Here is a 15,066-nt window from a genome sequence, read left to right as displayed (position 1 = left end):
CGTGAAGTTCTGGCATATCGCAGTCAAAGACCTGAAGGTCCGTGTCCGCGACAAGTCCGCATTTGTGATCTTGCTGATCATCCCCATGGCGATGATCATCATCCTGGGAACTGTCTTCAACTGGGCGGGCAGCTCGTTCACGGCGAACGTCACACTCGTCGACCTCGACGGCGGCGATATGGCCAGGCGCCTGACACAGGACGTCTTCGCCAGCCCACAGCTGGCGGATCTGCTCGTCGTCACGACCGTCCCCAGCGAGGCCGAGGCGCGTACGCTTGTCGAACAGGGGAAGACGGGTGCGGCCGTCATCATCCCGGCAGGGTTCAGCGATGGAGTATCCGCCGGTACGAAGGTGTCCATCACCGTCCTCGGCAACCCCGACACCCCTACCCAGGCTGGCATCATCCGCAACGTCGTGGAGTCCTTCACGGCGGAGGTCCAGCGCAGACAACTGGCTGCATCCATCGCAATCCAGACCCTTCAGCAGTCCCGAGTCGTCCCGCCGCAACGCATGCAGGAGGCTGTCCAATCGGTGATCGACGAAGTCGGCGCGTCCCAGCAGACGGGCACCGTTTCCGTGAGGACTACGACCCAGGAGGGCATCAAGGTGCCCCGGGCCCTCGACTACTATGCGGTGGGTATGGCCCTGCTATACCTGATCTTCACCGCGAATACCGGCACTGAAGGCATGCTGGAGGAACAGCGCCAGCACACGCTGTCGCGCGTCCTGGCAACACCGACCTCTCGTGTCCAGGTTCTGCTGGGCAAGCTGGTCGGCATCTTCGTCATCGCCGCCCTGCAGTTCACCATGATCATCGTGCTGACGCGGCTGCTGTACCGTGTCAACTGGGGCGCTTCGGTGCCCGCCGTCATCGTCATGGCCACAGCAAGCGTGCTGGCCGGGGCAGGTCTCTCGACGCTGGTCGCAGCCCTCGCGCGCACGCCCGAACAGGCTGGCTCGATCGGACCTGCCGTAGCGCTCATCTACAGTCTCCTCGGTGGCACGATGTGGCCCGTGTACAACATGCCGGCTTGGATGAACTCCGTGTCGCGACTCACGTTCACGCGGTGGTCTATCGAAGGCTTCACCAGCCTCATGGTGAACGGCGGCGGCGTCTCGTCCATCCTCCGCCCCGTCGGCGTCTGTCTGGCTATGGCTGCCGTATTCCTGTTCATCTCCGTCACGGTCCTGAACAGGAACTACCACTAGAAGAGGAGTCTGCCATGTTCCGCACAGCGCTTGTCGTCGCAGGTCTTCAGCTGCGTCTCATCGCACGGGACAGATCGTCGTTCATCTGGTTGCTGCTCGTCCCCATCATCTTCACAACCATCGTGGGTGCAGCATTTGGTGGATTCGGGTCCTCCGGTCCTGCGCCCAAAGTGCCCGTCGCTTTCGTCGACCTCGACGACTCGACAGCCAGCAGTGTGTTCGAGCAGGCCCTTCGTGCCGAGTCCGCGCTTGACGTCCAGACCCCGTCCGAGGCAGACGGCAGGCAGCAGCTCAAAGACCAGAAGATACCCGTGCTCATCGTCATACCGCGAGGGTTTGGATCTGCCGTGGAAGCCGGCACCGGGACGAGTGTCGAGGTGGTACGGTCGGCGGGGCAGTCATCCGGCTACTTCCTGGAGCAGCTCGTGTCCAATGCGGCCGCCCGCATATCGACGCTGGCGTACGCAGCTTCGGTCACGACTGATCAGCTTGCGCAGTGGGTGACGCTCGATTCAGCTGGTCGTCTCGCGGCGTGGCGAACAGCATTCGCCAGCGCGCGCACGACGTTGTCCGACGCGCCGACAGTCACAACCGACTACTCCGTCCTGGCGCGCACGCAGCCACAGGTCCAGCTCCCAGACAGCGCGACGCAGAGCAGTACCGGGTTCGGCGCCATGTTCGTCATGGCCGGCGTCCTGGGGACCGCTACCGCCCTGGTAAGCGAGCGCCTCCGCAACACCCTTGCCCGCATCATGACAACCCCGACGTCCACCATGGCCTTCCTCGGCGGAAAACTCATGGCAATGATGGTCGTAGGGATTGCGCAGTTTGCCCTGTTCATCCTGTGGGGAAGACTGGTTCTGAGGGTTGACTGGGGCCGCGACCCTCTGGCGGTTGCAGTGATGGTTCTGGTGTACGTATTCGCGGCCACCGGGCTTGGCGTCCTGGTCGGGTCGCTGTGCACAACGATGGCTCAGGCAGGGGTCATCGCGTCATTCGTGACGTACGGGACCTCGATGATTGCGGGCTCGTGGTGGCCGATCGAGGTGTCCCCTCCGTTCATGCAGCAGCTGGCACGTGCGTTTCCGCAGTACTGGGCCGTCAACGGCCTCAACAAGATCGTCGTCCGCGGATTGGGATTTGCTGCGATCGCGCCAAATCTGCTGGTTCTGGGACTCGCCGGCATCACCTTCCTCGTTGCGGGATCCGTGGTCTACGTCCGTAAGGTGCGATCATAGGAGGCTTTCGCGCGCAGAAGTTCGCTGGATCTATAGCCGAACTTCAGACGGCCAGGTAGACGGAGAGGGAGCGGAACCAGTCCAGACGCTCGCGGTCGACGGTCTCGAGCCCGTACGCATTCAGGAACACCTGCTGACCGGCGGGGTCCAGATACCCGAACATCGTTGCGAGATCGTACCATGGATCGCCGAGGTCCGCGAAGGACCAGTCCAGCACGGACATGATCCGCTCCCCATCCAGCAGAACGTTCTTTGGTCGAAAGTCGCCATGCAGGACGGCGACAACGCCCGGCGTGGGACAGGTCGCCCTCAGGCGCTCAAGTTCCTTGACGGGGTCGCCCGTGATGCCCTTGGCGCGGAATTCGGCCCTGCTCATCACCTTCTCCTGCAGATGACGCTCGGCCCAGAGCAGCTGCCCGTCGACGCAATCCTGCCAGCTCACCGTTCCTACCGGCAGATGGTGCAGCATCGACAGCATGGAGCCCATAGCCATGGCGATACGGTCTCGGTCGTCACTGGAACCAGCCTCACGCAGAACGTCGGTCGCAGAGCGGCCAGCAGCGTGCTCCAGCAACAAGAATCCAAGAGGCCGGTTCTGGACATGGACAAGGGGCATCGGCACAGGGATCGCCGTTCCATGAAGCAGCTTCAGCACCTCATATTCAAGGGCGAGCTCCTGCATGCGATACGCTCCGCGGGCGACCTTGAGCACAAACCGCTGCTCCGAAGCATTCTGCAGCAACAAGACCAGCCCACACCTGCCATGGTAGGGGGACGACCGGTGCACCACCGGTCCGGTGACTGCCAGGACCTGAGCAGGTATCCGCAGTGTCATCGGATCCAGACTCATCGGCGGCAAGCGTTCAGCAGGCGTAAGGCCGCACGTGATGGACCTGATGCGTGGTTGTATGGACCCGGTCATGCCTGAATCGATAGCGCGTTTCATAAATATATGATACATCATTTGGTGTATTGAACAAACCACTCTGGCGCCACATATGGACGCCGGCAGACCCCTGTTCCGCCAGAGGTCGGCCGGTGCGATACCGCCCTCTACAGGTTGAGCTTGCGGTCCATGAGCCAGGACGTCACGGCAAACGCCAGAACGCCGAGCGCAACAAACATCAGCGGAGAGACCAGCGGAAACTGGACCGGCTGCGTCCCCGCTCCCAGGAACGGCATGTTTTCCCAGGGGTTCAGGGTGAGGTGGACCCCCTCGATCAGTTGCATCTCGAGCAGGCTGCCGAGCAGCGCGCTCAACCACAGCACGACGATGACGACGAACGCAGAGAAGACGCTTCCAAGATGCTTCTTCGAGTTGGTGAGCGTCTTGCCAAACGTCACACCAAAGAACATGATCGCCATGAAGCTGACAATCACTGCCAGGACGCCGAGGCACATCACCCAGTAGTCGCCGGTCAGCAGAAACCTGCCGACCCAGGGCCGTATCTCCTGAGCCAGACCTGGAGCAAGGCACGCCAGGACGATGACGCTTGTCATGCCACCCAGCAGGGTCATGAGCGTATCGACGACCAGCAGCACGATACGGGAACCCAGGACCTCTGCTCCGCGGAGCGGCAAGCCGAAGACAAGGTACCCGGTGTCGCCATAAAGGTCCTGCGTATAGGTGACAATGTTGATGACCGTCATGACCGCGTAGAACAGGACCCAGAAGAAGGCCATCGCCAGCGGAACGCCCATCGAGACAGGAGCCGACTGCAGCGGATTCTCCCACATCCCGATGAAGCGCGTCGCCTGATACAGCGTCAGCGCACCCATGATGATGAGTCCAATCGTGTAGAGGAGTCTGCGGCCCCTGAGCTGATACCTAACGAGCTTCCACATGTCCGTACACCTCCCTGTAAATCTCCTCGATCGATGCGCCTCGCCTCGTGCGCAGCTCTTCGGCATCGCCTGCCAGGACCACACGACCACTGTCGAGGAAGACGACATCGTCGAAGAAGCGCTCGACCTCGGCAACCATCTGTGTCGACAGAATCATCGAGCAGTCAGTGCGGAAGTTGGCGACCAGGGCGTCCAGAACCTGACTGCGCGCAAGGGGGTCCAGTCCCCCGAAGGGCTCGTCCAGGACGTAGAGCCGTGCCCGGCGTGAGAAGACCAGCGACAGCCTGGCCTTTTCGACCATCCCCTTGGACAGCGAGCCGATCTTCTGACCGGAGGTGAGGCGCATGATGGCGAGCAGCTCCTCAAAACGCTTCTGGTCGAAATCCACATAGAAATCTGCATAGAAGTCACCGGCCTCGCCGACCGACATCCACCGGTCGAGGTGGTTCACGTCTGGCAGAAACGAGACGATTGCCTTGGTCTCGACGCCCGGAGCCATACCATCCACAAGGACACTCCCCGACGTAGGCGATACCAGGCCTGCGAGGATCTTCATCAGTGTCGTCTTGCCACTGCCGTTGGGACCGAGCAGTCCCATGATGTGCCCTTCGGGCAACTCCAGCGTGACGTCGGACAGCGCCGTCGTCGTGATGTAGCGCTTGGTGAGACTGCTGATCTGTACGAGCATGCTCATTTCGTCTCCTTCCTGGCTGCCTCTCCTGCCATCGCCGCAATCTCCTCCGGGCCATACCCCAGCGAGCGCATGCCCGCAACATATGCCTCCACGATGTCGCGCGCAAGCCCCTGCCGCAGAAGGTCGACGGTATCGTGGTCGCCGGACACGAAGGTCCCCATGCCGCGCTGCGTCGCGACATACCCTTCACGCTCCAGCTCAAGATAGGCCTTCTGCACCGTATTCGGGTTCACGACGACCTGCTGGGCGAGGTCGCGAACCGAGGGCAGCTGTTGCCCGACCTTCAGCTCCCCGACGGCGATCCGCCTCTTGACCAGGTCCATGATCTGTGTATAGATGGGAGTCCTGTCATCAAACTCCATGTCACGCCTCCTCATGCTGAGCATTCTCATGCATGCGTTAAGTACTCTAGCGTCTTGGTGTACTACTAATCTAGTACACATCATCATGATGTCAAGAGAACGACTGCGAAGCGCTCACAGCATCGCAGGGGATGACTGCGGAAGCTCTGAGAGCATGCTCTCCAGACACTCGGGGTAACTACGGGTCGGCCGCCGCATAGCACAACCGGCTGAAGCGTAACCTTTGGAAGCAGTTTCACGTAGACGAGGTGACACACGACATTCCCTGCGAGAGAGGTGTAGAGATGAGATCAAACCGTGCGACTATTCTGCTGGCAATCCTGGTGCTGACGATAGCGCTGGTTGTACCTGGATGCATCACGCTTGATGGGGGCGGCTTCGGAACGACGATCACTGACACGTTCGAGGAGACGTATCCCGTTACTGTGGGAGCGTGCCTCGACGTCCAGAACCGCAATGGCACCATCACCATCGTGCCTGCCGACGGGGACAGCATCGTCGTCCACGCCGTGAAGCACACCAACTACGGCAGGTCCGAGTTCGACAAGGTTCAAATCGACGTCACGAAAGGGGACTCATTCACTGTCGTGACAACCGTCCTGCGTGAGCCTGCACGTGTCTCCATCGACTACGAGCTTCGTGTCCCACGTTCCATGCTGGTCCGCACAGCCAGTACCACGAACGGCTCCATAGAGGCGACTGGCGTGAGGGGCACAATGGAGCTGCATACGAGCAACGGCAGTGTGACGACCGAGAACATCGAGGGAGCCGTGCGCGCCTCGACGACCAATGGGAATATCACGCTTCGCAACGTCACCGCGGTCACCGGAGCGACGACGACCAACGGGGTCATTGAGTGCGAGGTTGCCGCGCTCGACGGGACAACAGTCGACGTTCACACGACCAACGGCAACCTCATCCTCTGGGTTGCACCGGACCTTCCTGCAACGCTTGAGGCGTCGACCACCAACGGAAACCTGGTGATGGACGGCATCACCCTCGACAACGCCACGGCGTCCAAACACAGCATCAGAGGCGACCTTGGAGTGCCGAAAGGAACGCTGTCCGCCCGGACGACAAACGGCAACCTCACGGTGCACAGGCTCAACCCCTGACTCAATTCCATATGCCCGTCCAATTCCGCAGCCCGTGACGGCTGCGGAGTTTTTCATATACTGTTCGCGTGCCCCTGAAGGGGCAGGGGAGGAACCATGGGAGCGACCGAGAGACCAATGAGAAGGAAAGAATGCGAGGTGACCGATACGGCGGTCATCCGGCGCATTCTGGGACGTGCCACGCTGTGCCGCGTCGCGATGGTGGATGGGAGCGAGCCGTACCTGGTCCCCATGAACTGCGGCTGGGACGGCGAACACCTGCTTCTCCACGCTGCGGTTCAGGGGAGGAAGGTGGACATCCTGCGCGCCAACCCGCGCGTCTGCGTCGAGGTCGATGAGGACATCCAGATCGTGACCGGGGCAACGGGCGAGGAGTGCACGGCGAACTACGTCACGGTCATCGGAACCGGCACCGCATCATTCGTCTTCGACCCCCGGGCGAAGGCCCGAGACCTGAATGTCATCCTCCGTCAGTGTCATCCCGGCGTCCCCGAAGAGGTCTTTCCCGACGAAGCCCTGTCCCGTCTCGTGGTGCTGGAAGTCCACTTCGACCATCTCACCTGTAAGGCGAAGGGCACGACACCCCGACCGTAACGACACATTCCTGGCTGGAGGAAGAAACGCGATGATCTATCACATCGAAACCGAAGACCTGTGGCAGCAGGCGCTGCTCGGGGGGGAGTACGTCCCCGAAACCTACGCGAACGACGGCTTCATCCACTGCGCGGCGCTGGAACAGGTCACGGACGTTGCGAACCGTCACTACCATGGCAGGCACGGTCTGCTGCTCCTGTGCATCAGCCAGAAGTTGCTCGACGCGGAAACGCTCTGGGAACCGTCTGACGGACTCTATTACCCCCACATCTACGGCCCTCTCAACGCGTCTGCTGTCGTAGCAGCAGTCCCGTTCCCGTGCGAAGGGGACGGCACGTTCCAGCTACCAGCGGACATGCCCGAGGACAGGGACGACTTTCCAGCCACAGACCTCTAGACCAGCAGTATTCTGTCATCCTTCACTTCCATTTCCTGCTGAGGTTACAGAACCAGCCCATGTGAAAAGCGTCTTCCTCCGTCATTCCCGCGAAAGCGGGAATCCATCCTGTTCCCTTGTGACACACAGCTCTCTGTCTCAGGTGCTGAACTTCCCACATCGGGCGGTAATTACCAGCTGATCCCATAGCACTTTTGCATATGCACGGTTTTCTCTACACTATGGACAGGCGCCTGGCAGTATTGGGCGACACTGTATTTCCGCTATCCGCAAAAGGAGGAACACAATGCCTTGGCTAATCGCTCTTGGAGTCATTGCTCTCTTGGTCGTATGGCTCATCGGCATCTACAACCAGCTCGTCCGCAAACGTACGATGAAGGACGAAGCCTGGTCAGGCATGGACGTCCAGCTGAAGCGCCGCTATGACCTCATCCCGAATCTTGTCGAGACGGTCAAGGGGTTTGCCGGTCACGAGGAAAAGGTCTTCACCGAGGTCACCGAAATGCGCTCCCGCGCCATGGGGGCAACCGGCGTCGCTGACAAGGCCGCGGCTGAGAATCAGCTGACTGCGACCCTGAAGACCCTGTTCGCCGTCGCCGAAGCCTACCCCGACCTCAAGTCAAACACCAACTTCCTCGACCTGCAGGCGAAGCTTGCGGACCTGGAGGACCAGATCCAGATGTCCCGCCGATACTACAATGGCACGGTACGGGACTACAACATCATGTGCGAGACGTTCCCTTCCGTCTTCGTCGCAAACATGTTCGGTTTCAAGAAAGCTGAGTTCTTCGAGCTGAATGGCGCCGAGGAGCGTGAATCACCAAAGGTCTCGTTCGACAACAAGTAGCAGTCCGTTCATGCGTCAGGCGCCGGCCATGAAGAAGCTCGCCTGTACTGTTCTCGTGCTGATGACAGCCCTCCTGGTCCTGTCCCCTGTGGACAGGGTGGGGGCTGCCGAAGCAGAGTGCATCCTGTCGTTTGACAGCGTCGTCACTGTCCATGCCGACTCGACGATGACCGTCCAGGAGACAATTCACTTCGTCTCGGCAGGGATCACCATCCAGCATGGCCTGTACCGTGACTTCCCCACCGCCTACACGAACCCGGGGCGTGCACCCGTGCGGGTCGCCTTCCAGGTCCTCAGCCTCGTGCGGGACGGCTCGACTGAACCATGGCATGCGACCCGGCAGACGAATGGTGTCCGGGTCTATTTCGGGTCCAGTTCTGTGGACCTGGAACCTGGTGAGCACACCTATGTGTTCACGTACTCCTCCGACCGCCAGCTGGGGTTCTTCGATAACCATGACGAGCTGTTCTGGAACGTGACGGGAAACGGCTGGGAGTTCCCCATCGACCGTGCCGGCTGTACCGTCATCCTGCCCGGAACCGCGTGGCAGCAGATCACCGGACTTACTGCCTATACCGGTCCACAGGGCGCAACGGGCACGGACTACGCGATGTCGCGCGACGAGAGCGGGAACCCTGTGTTCACGACGACGGCCCCGCTCGCACGCTTCGAGGGCCTGAGCGTCGTCGTCGGGTGGCCCAAGGGCTTCGTGGTTCCACCATCATCGCTCCAGACTCTGCTGTGGTGGCTACGGGACAACCGAGGGCTCGGCATCGCCACCCTGGCGACCCTCGGCCTCCTGCTCTACTACCTGCTCACCTGGCTGCGCGTCGGCCGTGATCCCCGGCGTGGAACCATCGTTCCGCAGTTTGCACCACCAGAGGGACTCAGCCCTGCGGCAATACGGTATCTTCGGCTCATGGGGCCCGACACCAAAGGACTGTCAGCCGCAATAACGGGGCTGGCAGTCAAGGGAGCACTGGTCATCTCACAGGGCAAGGACGGCTCGTTTGCGGTAGATACGACCGGTGCCGCACCGTCTGGCCTTCTCCCCGACGAGATCGAACTCCTGCAGGAGCTGTTCGAAGGCCGCTCGAAGACGCGGCTTGCCTTCAGGCAGAGCGCACATGGCCGCGTTCAGGCCGTCCGCAAGGCACTTGAGCAGGCTCTGCGAAAGGCGTATGGCAAGGGGTACTTCGTCACGAACGTGCGCTACGCGGCGACAGGCGTCGCTCTCTCCATTGCGGGAATCGTCGCTACCGGCCTCCTGGGCACGACGCAGCCAGAGAGGGTCTTCGGGTTCCTGTTCATGTCGTTCTGGCTGTCGATATGGACGTTCGGGGTCGCGGCGCTGGTTGCCCAGATCGTCGCGTCATGGCGTGGACGGTCGACAGACACGTTGGGAAAGCGGATGCTCAAGCTCCCAGGAGCACTTGGTCTCACGCTCTTCGCCATACCGTTTCTGCTGGGTGAGCTCATCGGCACGATCGCGTTCGTGGTAATAGCGGGGCCCCTGCTCCTGGCACTGGTCTTCGTGACGGCGGCCATCGATGTGATTTTCTTCCGTCTCCTGCGCGCCTATACACCGAAGGGGCGGCATGTCCTGGACCAGATCGACGGGTTCCGCCTGTACCTCAGCGTTGCCGAGAAGGACCGCATGAACATGCTGACCCCCGTCGACCACACGCCCGAAACCTTCGAGCGGTACCTGCCCTATGCGCTGGCCCTCGACGTCGAGCAGCAGTGGAGCGAGAACTTCGCTGACGTCCTCGAACGCACTGACGCGTCCGGTCAACCGACGTACCAGCCGGTGTGGTTCTCCGGTGAAACCTGGCACTCCACCGGCTTCTCGACACTCGGCTCGTCGCTGTCAGGGGCATTTGCGTCCGCAATCGCCGCTTCCTTGGTGGCTCCAGGAACAAGCTCCGGGTTCAGCAGCAGTGGTGGTGGGGGCGGTGGAGGGGGTGGTGGCTCCGGTGGCGGGGGTGGTGGAGGGGGTGGAGGGGGATGGTAGTCCGCTCTCCGCGTGCCCTGACACTGGGCGCCCAGGAGGAGTGGTAGAGCAGTTCCGTGACACTGTCAAACGGAGGATGGCTTCTGCCGCGATATGGCGCTGAAGTGCCGTCGTCGACTGCACCATGGTGCCTGTCGAATCAAGAAACTGAAAGGAGCACACATGAGAACGTGTAGGCTGCTGACCCTAGCCGTCGTGCTGGCGACCGTATTCCTCCTGGCCATCCCGGGACTGGCCCTGGCCGAACAGGAACGTATCACCAGTTTCGACAGTGCAATCACGGTCGGCCAGGATGGGTCGATGCGCGTTGAGAACATCATCAGGGCCATCGTGACCGGCGATCAGATCCAGCACGGCATCTACTATGACTTTCCGACGATTTACTCCAACGCTCGAACGGGTGGCCGCCTTGTCATCGACTTCCGCGTCCTGGGAGTTCAGCGGGACGGGCGGACCGAGCCGTACACTGTGGAGAACCGGGCCAATGGCAAGCGTGTGAAGATCGGAAGCGCCGACACCCTCATTGAGCCCGGTGAACACACCTGGGCGCTGCGGTTCAGCGTGGACCGTGAGCTGGGCTACTTCGCCGACCATGACGAGCTGTACTGGAACGTGACCGGAAGCGGCTGGGTCTTTCCCATTGAGCGTGCGTCTGCGACCGTGACACTGCCCGCAGGCGCTGCCGCGAAGATCACCGGTCTCAGCGCCTACACGGGTGTCCCCGGCTCGACGACCAGCGCCGTGACGACGACACAAGGCACAGATGGCACCCCGACGTTCGTCACGACCTCCGTCCTCAACCCTGGCGAAGGCCTGACCATCGCGGTCGGCTGGCCCAAGGGGTATGCGACGACGCCGAGCGCCGCAATGCGGCTAGGCTGGTTCCTCCGCGACAACAGCGCCCTCATCGTCGGTCTCATCGGTCTGCTGGCGGTCTTCCTCTACTACATGACCGCGTGGTACCGGTTTGGCAAGGATCCCGACCGCGGCACGATCTTTGCACACTTTGCACCGCCGGAAGGGATGTCCCCCGGAGGCGCCCGGTACCTGTCGCATATGGCACACGACAGCAAGACCTTCACCGCTGCGCTCATCGACATGGCAGTCAAACGATACGTCAGTATCCATCAGGAACGCCGCAAGTACTGGATCGAGCGGGACACAGCTCCCGAGACTGTCCTGTCCGATGACGAGCTCGCTCTTGCCGGAGTCCTCCTCGGGACGAGCGCGCGCGCAGACTTCGAACGGGAAGACGCCGAAGACATCCAGCGCGCGATCATCGCAAACAAGAAGCCCCTGGAAGCCGACTACCAGCCGAGGTTCTTCGTCAGCAACCTCGGACACTTGGTCATCGGCATCCTCATCTCGGTGGCCGTAGCCCTGCTCACCGTCTTCCTGTCCTTCTCCGGGTCGGCGGCGCAGTTTGTCGCGCCCGTAGTCGTCATCGCAGCGCTCGCCGTCATGGGCGTCGTATTCGGCGTCGCGCTCAAGTCATACACCGCTGCGGGACGCAAGCTGATGAACGAGATTGAAGGGTTCAAGCTGTTCCTTTCCGTGACCGAAAAGGACCGCATGAACCTGATGAACCCGCCCGAGCGCACCCCGGAGATGTTCGAGAAGTTCCTGCCCTATGCCCTTGCACTGGATGTGGAGCAGCGCTGGTCCAACCAGTTTGCCAGCGTGTTCGCCCGCATGGCCGCGGAGGGACGCCCGTATGCACCCGTCTGGTACTATGGCATGTACTGGAACCCTGTCAACCCGGCAGCGTTTGCCAGTAGCATCGGGAACGGGTTCAACAACGTCATCAGCGCCTCAGCGGTCGCCCCTGGCAGCAATTCCGGCCTGGGTGGTGGAGGTGGTGGGTTCAGCGGCGGTGGAGGCGGTGGAGGCGGAGGTGGTGGCTGGTAGAGCCCAGCTTCTTGCGAGAACTGCCACAATGGACGATATGGGGTCAGCTGGTAGTTACACGCCCCAGTGGTAAGTACGCCTGGCCAAGACTGGATTCCCGCCTTCGCGGGAATGACGGAGGGTGTAACATTCTGCGACGGTTCCTGCGATATGGGGTCAGCTGGCAATTTGGCGGGCAATGCTACATGGGCCTATCCGCATGTTCATTCGTTGATCATCTCTCATTTCGAATAGATCATTGACATCGTTCCAGTCCATTCTCCTCAGAATGAGATTCGCTGTCTCACTACTTGGGAAAGGGTTGAAGCCTACCGTTTTGACACCTTCTTCTTCAGTTTCTCTTCAGCAAGCTGATATTCTCGGCAACCCTGAACTTGACGATCTTGCTTATCAACTCATACGGTGGAGGCTTGTCTATTGGAAATTGTACTGAACCTTTTGCACCCTTATATTGCGACAGTTCGAGTCTAAACGCTTCAATGCCACTTGGAGTTGGATAAAGGTCTATGTGCCTTCTATAAGCAGCAAAATGAACCAGATTTCCGCGTAACACAAAGGTAGGCATCTGATAGCTTATCCTTCCTTCTGCATCTGGTGCAGCCCTCTTTATGACTTCTCTCAGCACTTTGAGTATTCCTTGAACTTCATTTGGAAACTTCGAAATGTACTCGTCAACTGAATTGGAGGTATTCTTGTTCTTGTCCATGGCTTCTCCTTTTGCATTCTCCAAGCCCTCAGGCTCACTACCACTTTGAGTTCAAGATGCAAAGCACCTCGGACCTGACATTCTCAGGACGGCTCCAAAGCTCTCCCAGCAATAGAGCTGGATTCCCGCCTTCGCGGGAATGACGGAAAGAAGCGCGGGAATGACGGAGAGGGCGTAGGATACCTGGATATGGGGTCAGCTGGTAATTCCGCCCTGCGTGGTAAGTTCACCACCTGAGACGAAGAACTGTCCGTCGCAAGGGGACAGACTGGATTCCCGCCTTCGCGGGAATGACGGAAACCGGAAGGGTTCGCATCCCATTCTTGCCGGAATGATGGGGAGGGACGCGTGTCGCGGCCGGCGTGTCAGGTCTCGTCTGGAGGTTCGTTGTGTCGGCGGTCGAGCTCCTGCTGGATCTGGTGCTGTTCCCAGTCCCTGCCCAGGAACTGCCCGATGCCATAGACCGAGATGGCATGCACCGCGAGAGCGATGCCCCATCCGATAAGCGGCCAGATAAACCAGATGATGCCGTCGTTCTTTCTGAGCGTGACAAGGTTCAAGACGGCCAGAGCCACGTTGGCCACCAGATACATGGCCGCGTGGGCATAGAAGCCCTTGACCTCCTGGACCCTGTCTCTCGCCTTCTGGTACTCCTCGAGCTCGGTCATACAAGCGCCTCCTGCGAGCATCCTGGCGTCATGTCTCTGGGATAGCAGTACAGCACCGTCCAGTGGCCCCGCAGGTCGGAGTCCCGTACCGCCTCACCATTCTGGTCCTGCAATTCAAAAGGTGGAAGCGTATCGCCGACTGTCTTCATCTGTACCTCCAGATCGAGAGTGCCCTCAGTATATCGCAGAACAGTCAAGCATCACTTCTTCAGTGACAGGAGATGCGCCAGCTCGGCGGCCGCCTGTGTCAGCAGGGCCCGCCCGTTTTCCATGGCCTCGCGTTCACTCATGGGGCGGTCGAGGATCGTGACAAAAACGTCGATGCCGGCCTCACGGACCTGTGCCCGATCGCGCACGGCCCCGGCGATAGCCACGGTCAACCCGTCCGGCGAAGCCTTGCGGAAACGCTGCGCCACGCGAACCGGGGCTTTGCCATACACTGTCTGAGCATCAATGCTGCCCTCACCGGTCACGAGCACGTCACATCCCACAGCTCGGGCGTCGAAGTCCTCCAGGTCCATGAAGAGTTCGGCACCTGGCTCCAGGTGACCGCCCAGCCACGCGACGGCCGCGCCGCCGACACCGCCGGCGGCACCAGCCCCAGGCATATCGTGCATCCGTACGCCCGTCGTCTGCAGCGTGATGTCAGCCAGCCGTTCCAGGCCCTTCTCCAGCAGTGTCACCATGTCGGGCGTGGCTCCCTTCTGTGGACCGAACACCGCCGCTGCGCCTGTCGGGCCGAGCAGAGGATTGATCACATCGCTGGCGACCACCAGCCTGGTCTGCTTCACCGACGGGTTTGCCACGATACGAGCCAGTCGGGTTAGTCCCTCACCGCCCCGCCATGAGGCATTCCCCGCCTCGTCGGTGATGCTGAAACCCAGCGCGGCCAGCATGCCGAGCCCACCGTCCACCGTGGCAGATCCGCCGACGCCCAGGACGATCCGGTCCGCACCGTGCTCCAGTGCGTGTCTGATGAGCAGGCCTGTTCCCCATGTGGTCGTCAGCATGGGATTCCGTTCCTCCGTGGCAATCAACGCCCATCCAGACGCCTTTGCCATCTCGATGACCGCCGTCTGGCCAAGCCACGCCACGGGCGCCTCGATGGGGCGCATCAGGGGATCAAAGGTGCTCACGAATTCGACGCGTCCACCCAGGGCTGCCGCAACATCGGTGGTCCCATCGCCACCGTCAGCAAGGTAGACCTTCTCGACCTGAAACCCGGCACCCTCGAACGCTAGAGCCACGGCATCGGTGGCGGCCTTCGTGGAAATGCTTCCTTTGAACGCGTTCATGCTGACAAGTACCTTCACCACGGCAACCCCCTTCGTGCCTGCTCAGTGCACGACAAGCGACAAGGCAAGCACACTCGCAAACACGGCCAATCCTTCGGCCATCGACCCGACGGTGATGTTGCGCCAGGCGGCACATGTCCATTGTAGCAGCAGCTCTGCGGGATGCCAGCCCA

General features: G+C 60.9%; 15 protein-coding genes and 1 pseudogene. 7 read left to right on the top strand and 9 right to left on the bottom strand.

Annotated elements, in window-relative coordinates; all coding sequences use genetic code 11:
- Window position 1 precedes the first annotated feature (1 nt).
- On the top strand, window positions 2-1,210 hold the full coding sequence (locus C0398_01910) for a hypothetical protein (GenBank protein ID MBA4364746.1): 1,209 nt from the start codon (window positions 2-4) through the stop codon (window positions 1,208-1,210).
- 14 nt (window positions 1,211-1,224) lie between these two features.
- Window positions 1,225-2,448 (top strand): hypothetical protein, encoded by a 1,224-nt coding sequence (locus C0398_01905; protein ID MBA4364745.1) that lies wholly within the window; start codon window positions 1,225-1,227, stop codon window positions 2,446-2,448.
- A gap of 43 nt (window positions 2,449-2,491) precedes the next feature.
- Here the strand turns inward: C0398_01905 and C0398_01900 are convergent, their stop codons facing one another.
- The 4 genes from C0398_01900 to C0398_01885 form a co-directional block, all read right to left on the bottom strand.
- Window positions 2,492-3,412, bottom strand: coding sequence for a hypothetical protein (locus C0398_01900; protein ID MBA4364744.1), 921 nt, complete (start codon window positions 3,410-3,412; stop codon window positions 2,492-2,494).
- Window positions 3,413-3,501: 89 nt separating this feature from the next.
- Window positions 3,502-4,293, bottom strand: a complete 792-nt coding sequence (locus C0398_01895; GenBank protein ID MBA4364743.1) for a hypothetical protein — start codon at window positions 4,291-4,293, stop codon at window positions 3,502-3,504.
- Complete coding sequence (locus C0398_01890; GenBank protein MBA4364742.1) at window positions 4,277-4,987, bottom strand: multidrug ABC transporter ATP-binding protein; 711 nt, start codon at window positions 4,985-4,987, stop codon at window positions 4,277-4,279. Before C0398_01890 ends, C0398_01895 begins: the two co-directional genes overlap by 17 nt.
- A complete protein-coding gene (locus tag C0398_01885; protein MBA4364741.1) occupies window positions 4,984-5,349 on the bottom strand; it encodes a GntR family transcriptional regulator in 366 nt (121 codons plus the stop codon). Before C0398_01885 ends, C0398_01890 begins: the two co-directional genes overlap by 4 nt.
- 284 nt (window positions 5,350-5,633) lie before the next feature.
- On the opposite strand from C0398_01885, the gene C0398_01880 reads away from it, so the two are divergent.
- The 5 genes from C0398_01880 to C0398_01860 all read left to right on the top strand — a co-directional run bounded on the left by C0398_01880 (window position 5,634) and on the right by C0398_01860 (window position 10,316).
- Window positions 5,634-6,464 carry a hypothetical protein gene (locus tag C0398_01880; GenBank protein ID MBA4364740.1) on the top strand — a complete coding sequence of 277 codons (831 nt, stop codon included), beginning with the start codon at window positions 5,634-5,636 and terminating at the stop codon, window positions 6,462-6,464.
- Window positions 6,465-6,560: 96 nt separating this feature from the next.
- A complete protein-coding gene (locus C0398_01875; protein MBA4364739.1) occupies window positions 6,561-7,058 on the top strand; it encodes a pyridoxamine 5'-phosphate oxidase family protein in 498 nt (165 codons plus the stop codon).
- A complete protein-coding gene (locus C0398_01870; GenBank protein ID MBA4364738.1) occupies window positions 6,922-7,455 on the top strand; it encodes a hypothetical protein in 534 nt (177 codons plus the stop codon). Before C0398_01875 ends, C0398_01870 begins: the two co-directional genes overlap by 137 nt.
- A gap of 286 nt (window positions 7,456-7,741) precedes the next feature.
- Window positions 7,742-8,302 carry a hypothetical protein gene (locus C0398_01865; protein MBA4364737.1) on the top strand — a complete coding sequence of 187 codons (561 nt, stop codon included), beginning with the start codon at window positions 7,742-7,744 and terminating at the stop codon, window positions 8,300-8,302.
- Window positions 8,253-10,316: a DUF2207 domain-containing protein gene (locus C0398_01860; GenBank protein MBA4364736.1), complete on the top strand. Its 2,064-nt coding sequence runs from the start codon at window positions 8,253-8,255 to the stop codon at window positions 10,314-10,316. Before C0398_01865 ends, C0398_01860 begins: the two co-directional genes overlap by 50 nt.
- A 1,823-nt stretch (window positions 10,317-12,139) precedes the next feature.
- Here C0398_01860 and C0398_01855 read toward each other — a convergent pair.
- The 5 genes and pseudogenes from C0398_01855 to C0398_01835 all read right to left on the bottom strand — a co-directional run bounded on the left by C0398_01855 (window position 12,140) and on the right by C0398_01835 (window position 14,914).
- A pseudogene (locus C0398_01855) lies at window positions 12,140-12,217 on the bottom strand (DUF2497 domain-containing protein).
- Window positions 12,218-12,555: 338 nt separating this feature from the next.
- On the bottom strand, window positions 12,556-12,930 hold the full coding sequence (locus C0398_01850; GenBank protein ID MBA4364735.1) for a hypothetical protein: 375 nt from the start codon (window positions 12,928-12,930) through the stop codon (window positions 12,556-12,558).
- Between the two features lie 365 nt (window positions 12,931-13,295).
- Window positions 13,296-13,619 (bottom strand): histidine kinase, encoded by a 324-nt coding sequence (locus C0398_01845; protein ID MBA4364734.1) that lies wholly within the window; start codon window positions 13,617-13,619, stop codon window positions 13,296-13,298.
- Complete coding sequence (locus tag C0398_01840) at window positions 13,595-13,747, bottom strand: hypothetical protein (protein MBA4364733.1); 153 nt, start codon at window positions 13,745-13,747, stop codon at window positions 13,595-13,597. Before C0398_01840 ends, C0398_01845 begins: the two co-directional genes overlap by 25 nt.
- Before the next feature lie 51 nt (window positions 13,748-13,798).
- Window positions 13,799-14,914 (bottom strand): glycerate kinase, encoded by a 1,116-nt coding sequence (locus C0398_01835; protein ID MBA4364732.1) that lies wholly within the window; start codon window positions 14,912-14,914, stop codon window positions 13,799-13,801.
- Window positions 14,915-15,066: the final 152 nt, after the last annotated feature.

The sequence above is a fragment of the Coprothermobacter sp. genome (assembly GCA_013824685.1).
Taxonomy (GTDB): Bacteria; Caldisericota; Caldisericia; order Cryosericales; family Cryosericaceae; genus Cryosericum.
This window is presented reverse-complemented; position numbering and strand designations above follow the sequence as displayed.

Coding starts and splice junctions, on each gene's coding strand:
- C0398_01900 (MBA4364744.1), bottom strand. CDS start 3,412: ATGATGTATCATATATTTATGAAACGCGCTATCGATTCAGGCATGACC.
- C0398_01890 (MBA4364742.1), bottom strand. CDS start 4,987: ATGAGCATGCTCGTACAGATCAGCAGTCTCACCAAGCGCTACATCACG.
- C0398_01875 (MBA4364739.1), top strand. CDS start 6,561: ATGGGAGCGACCGAGAGACCAATGAGAAGGAAAGAATGCGAGGTGACC.
- C0398_01845 (MBA4364734.1), bottom strand. CDS start 13,619: ATGCTCGCAGGAGGCGCTTGTATGACCGAGCTCGAGGAGTACCAGAAG.
- C0398_01860 (MBA4364736.1), top strand. CDS start 8,253: ATGGCGCCGAGGAGCGTGAATCACCAAAGGTCTCGTTCGACAACAAGT.
- C0398_01905 (MBA4364745.1), top strand. CDS start 1,225: ATGTTCCGCACAGCGCTTGTCGTCGCAGGTCTTCAGCTGCGTCTCATC.
- C0398_01870 (MBA4364738.1), top strand. CDS start 6,922: ATGTCATCCTCCGTCAGTGTCATCCCGGCGTCCCCGAAGAGGTCTTTC.
- C0398_01880 (MBA4364740.1), top strand. CDS start 5,634: ATGAGATCAAACCGTGCGACTATTCTGCTGGCAATCCTGGTGCTGACG.
- C0398_01885 (MBA4364741.1), bottom strand. CDS start 5,349: ATGGAGTTTGATGACAGGACTCCCATCTATACACAGATCATGGACCTG.
- C0398_01840 (MBA4364733.1), bottom strand. CDS start 13,747: ATGAAGACAGTCGGCGATACGCTTCCACCTTTTGAATTGCAGGACCAG.
- C0398_01850 (MBA4364735.1), bottom strand. CDS start 12,930: ATGGACAAGAACAAGAATACCTCCAATTCAGTTGACGAGTACATTTCG.
- C0398_01895 (MBA4364743.1), bottom strand. CDS start 4,293: ATGTGGAAGCTCGTTAGGTATCAGCTCAGGGGCCGCAGACTCCTCTAC.
- C0398_01865 (MBA4364737.1), top strand. CDS start 7,742: ATGCCTTGGCTAATCGCTCTTGGAGTCATTGCTCTCTTGGTCGTATGG.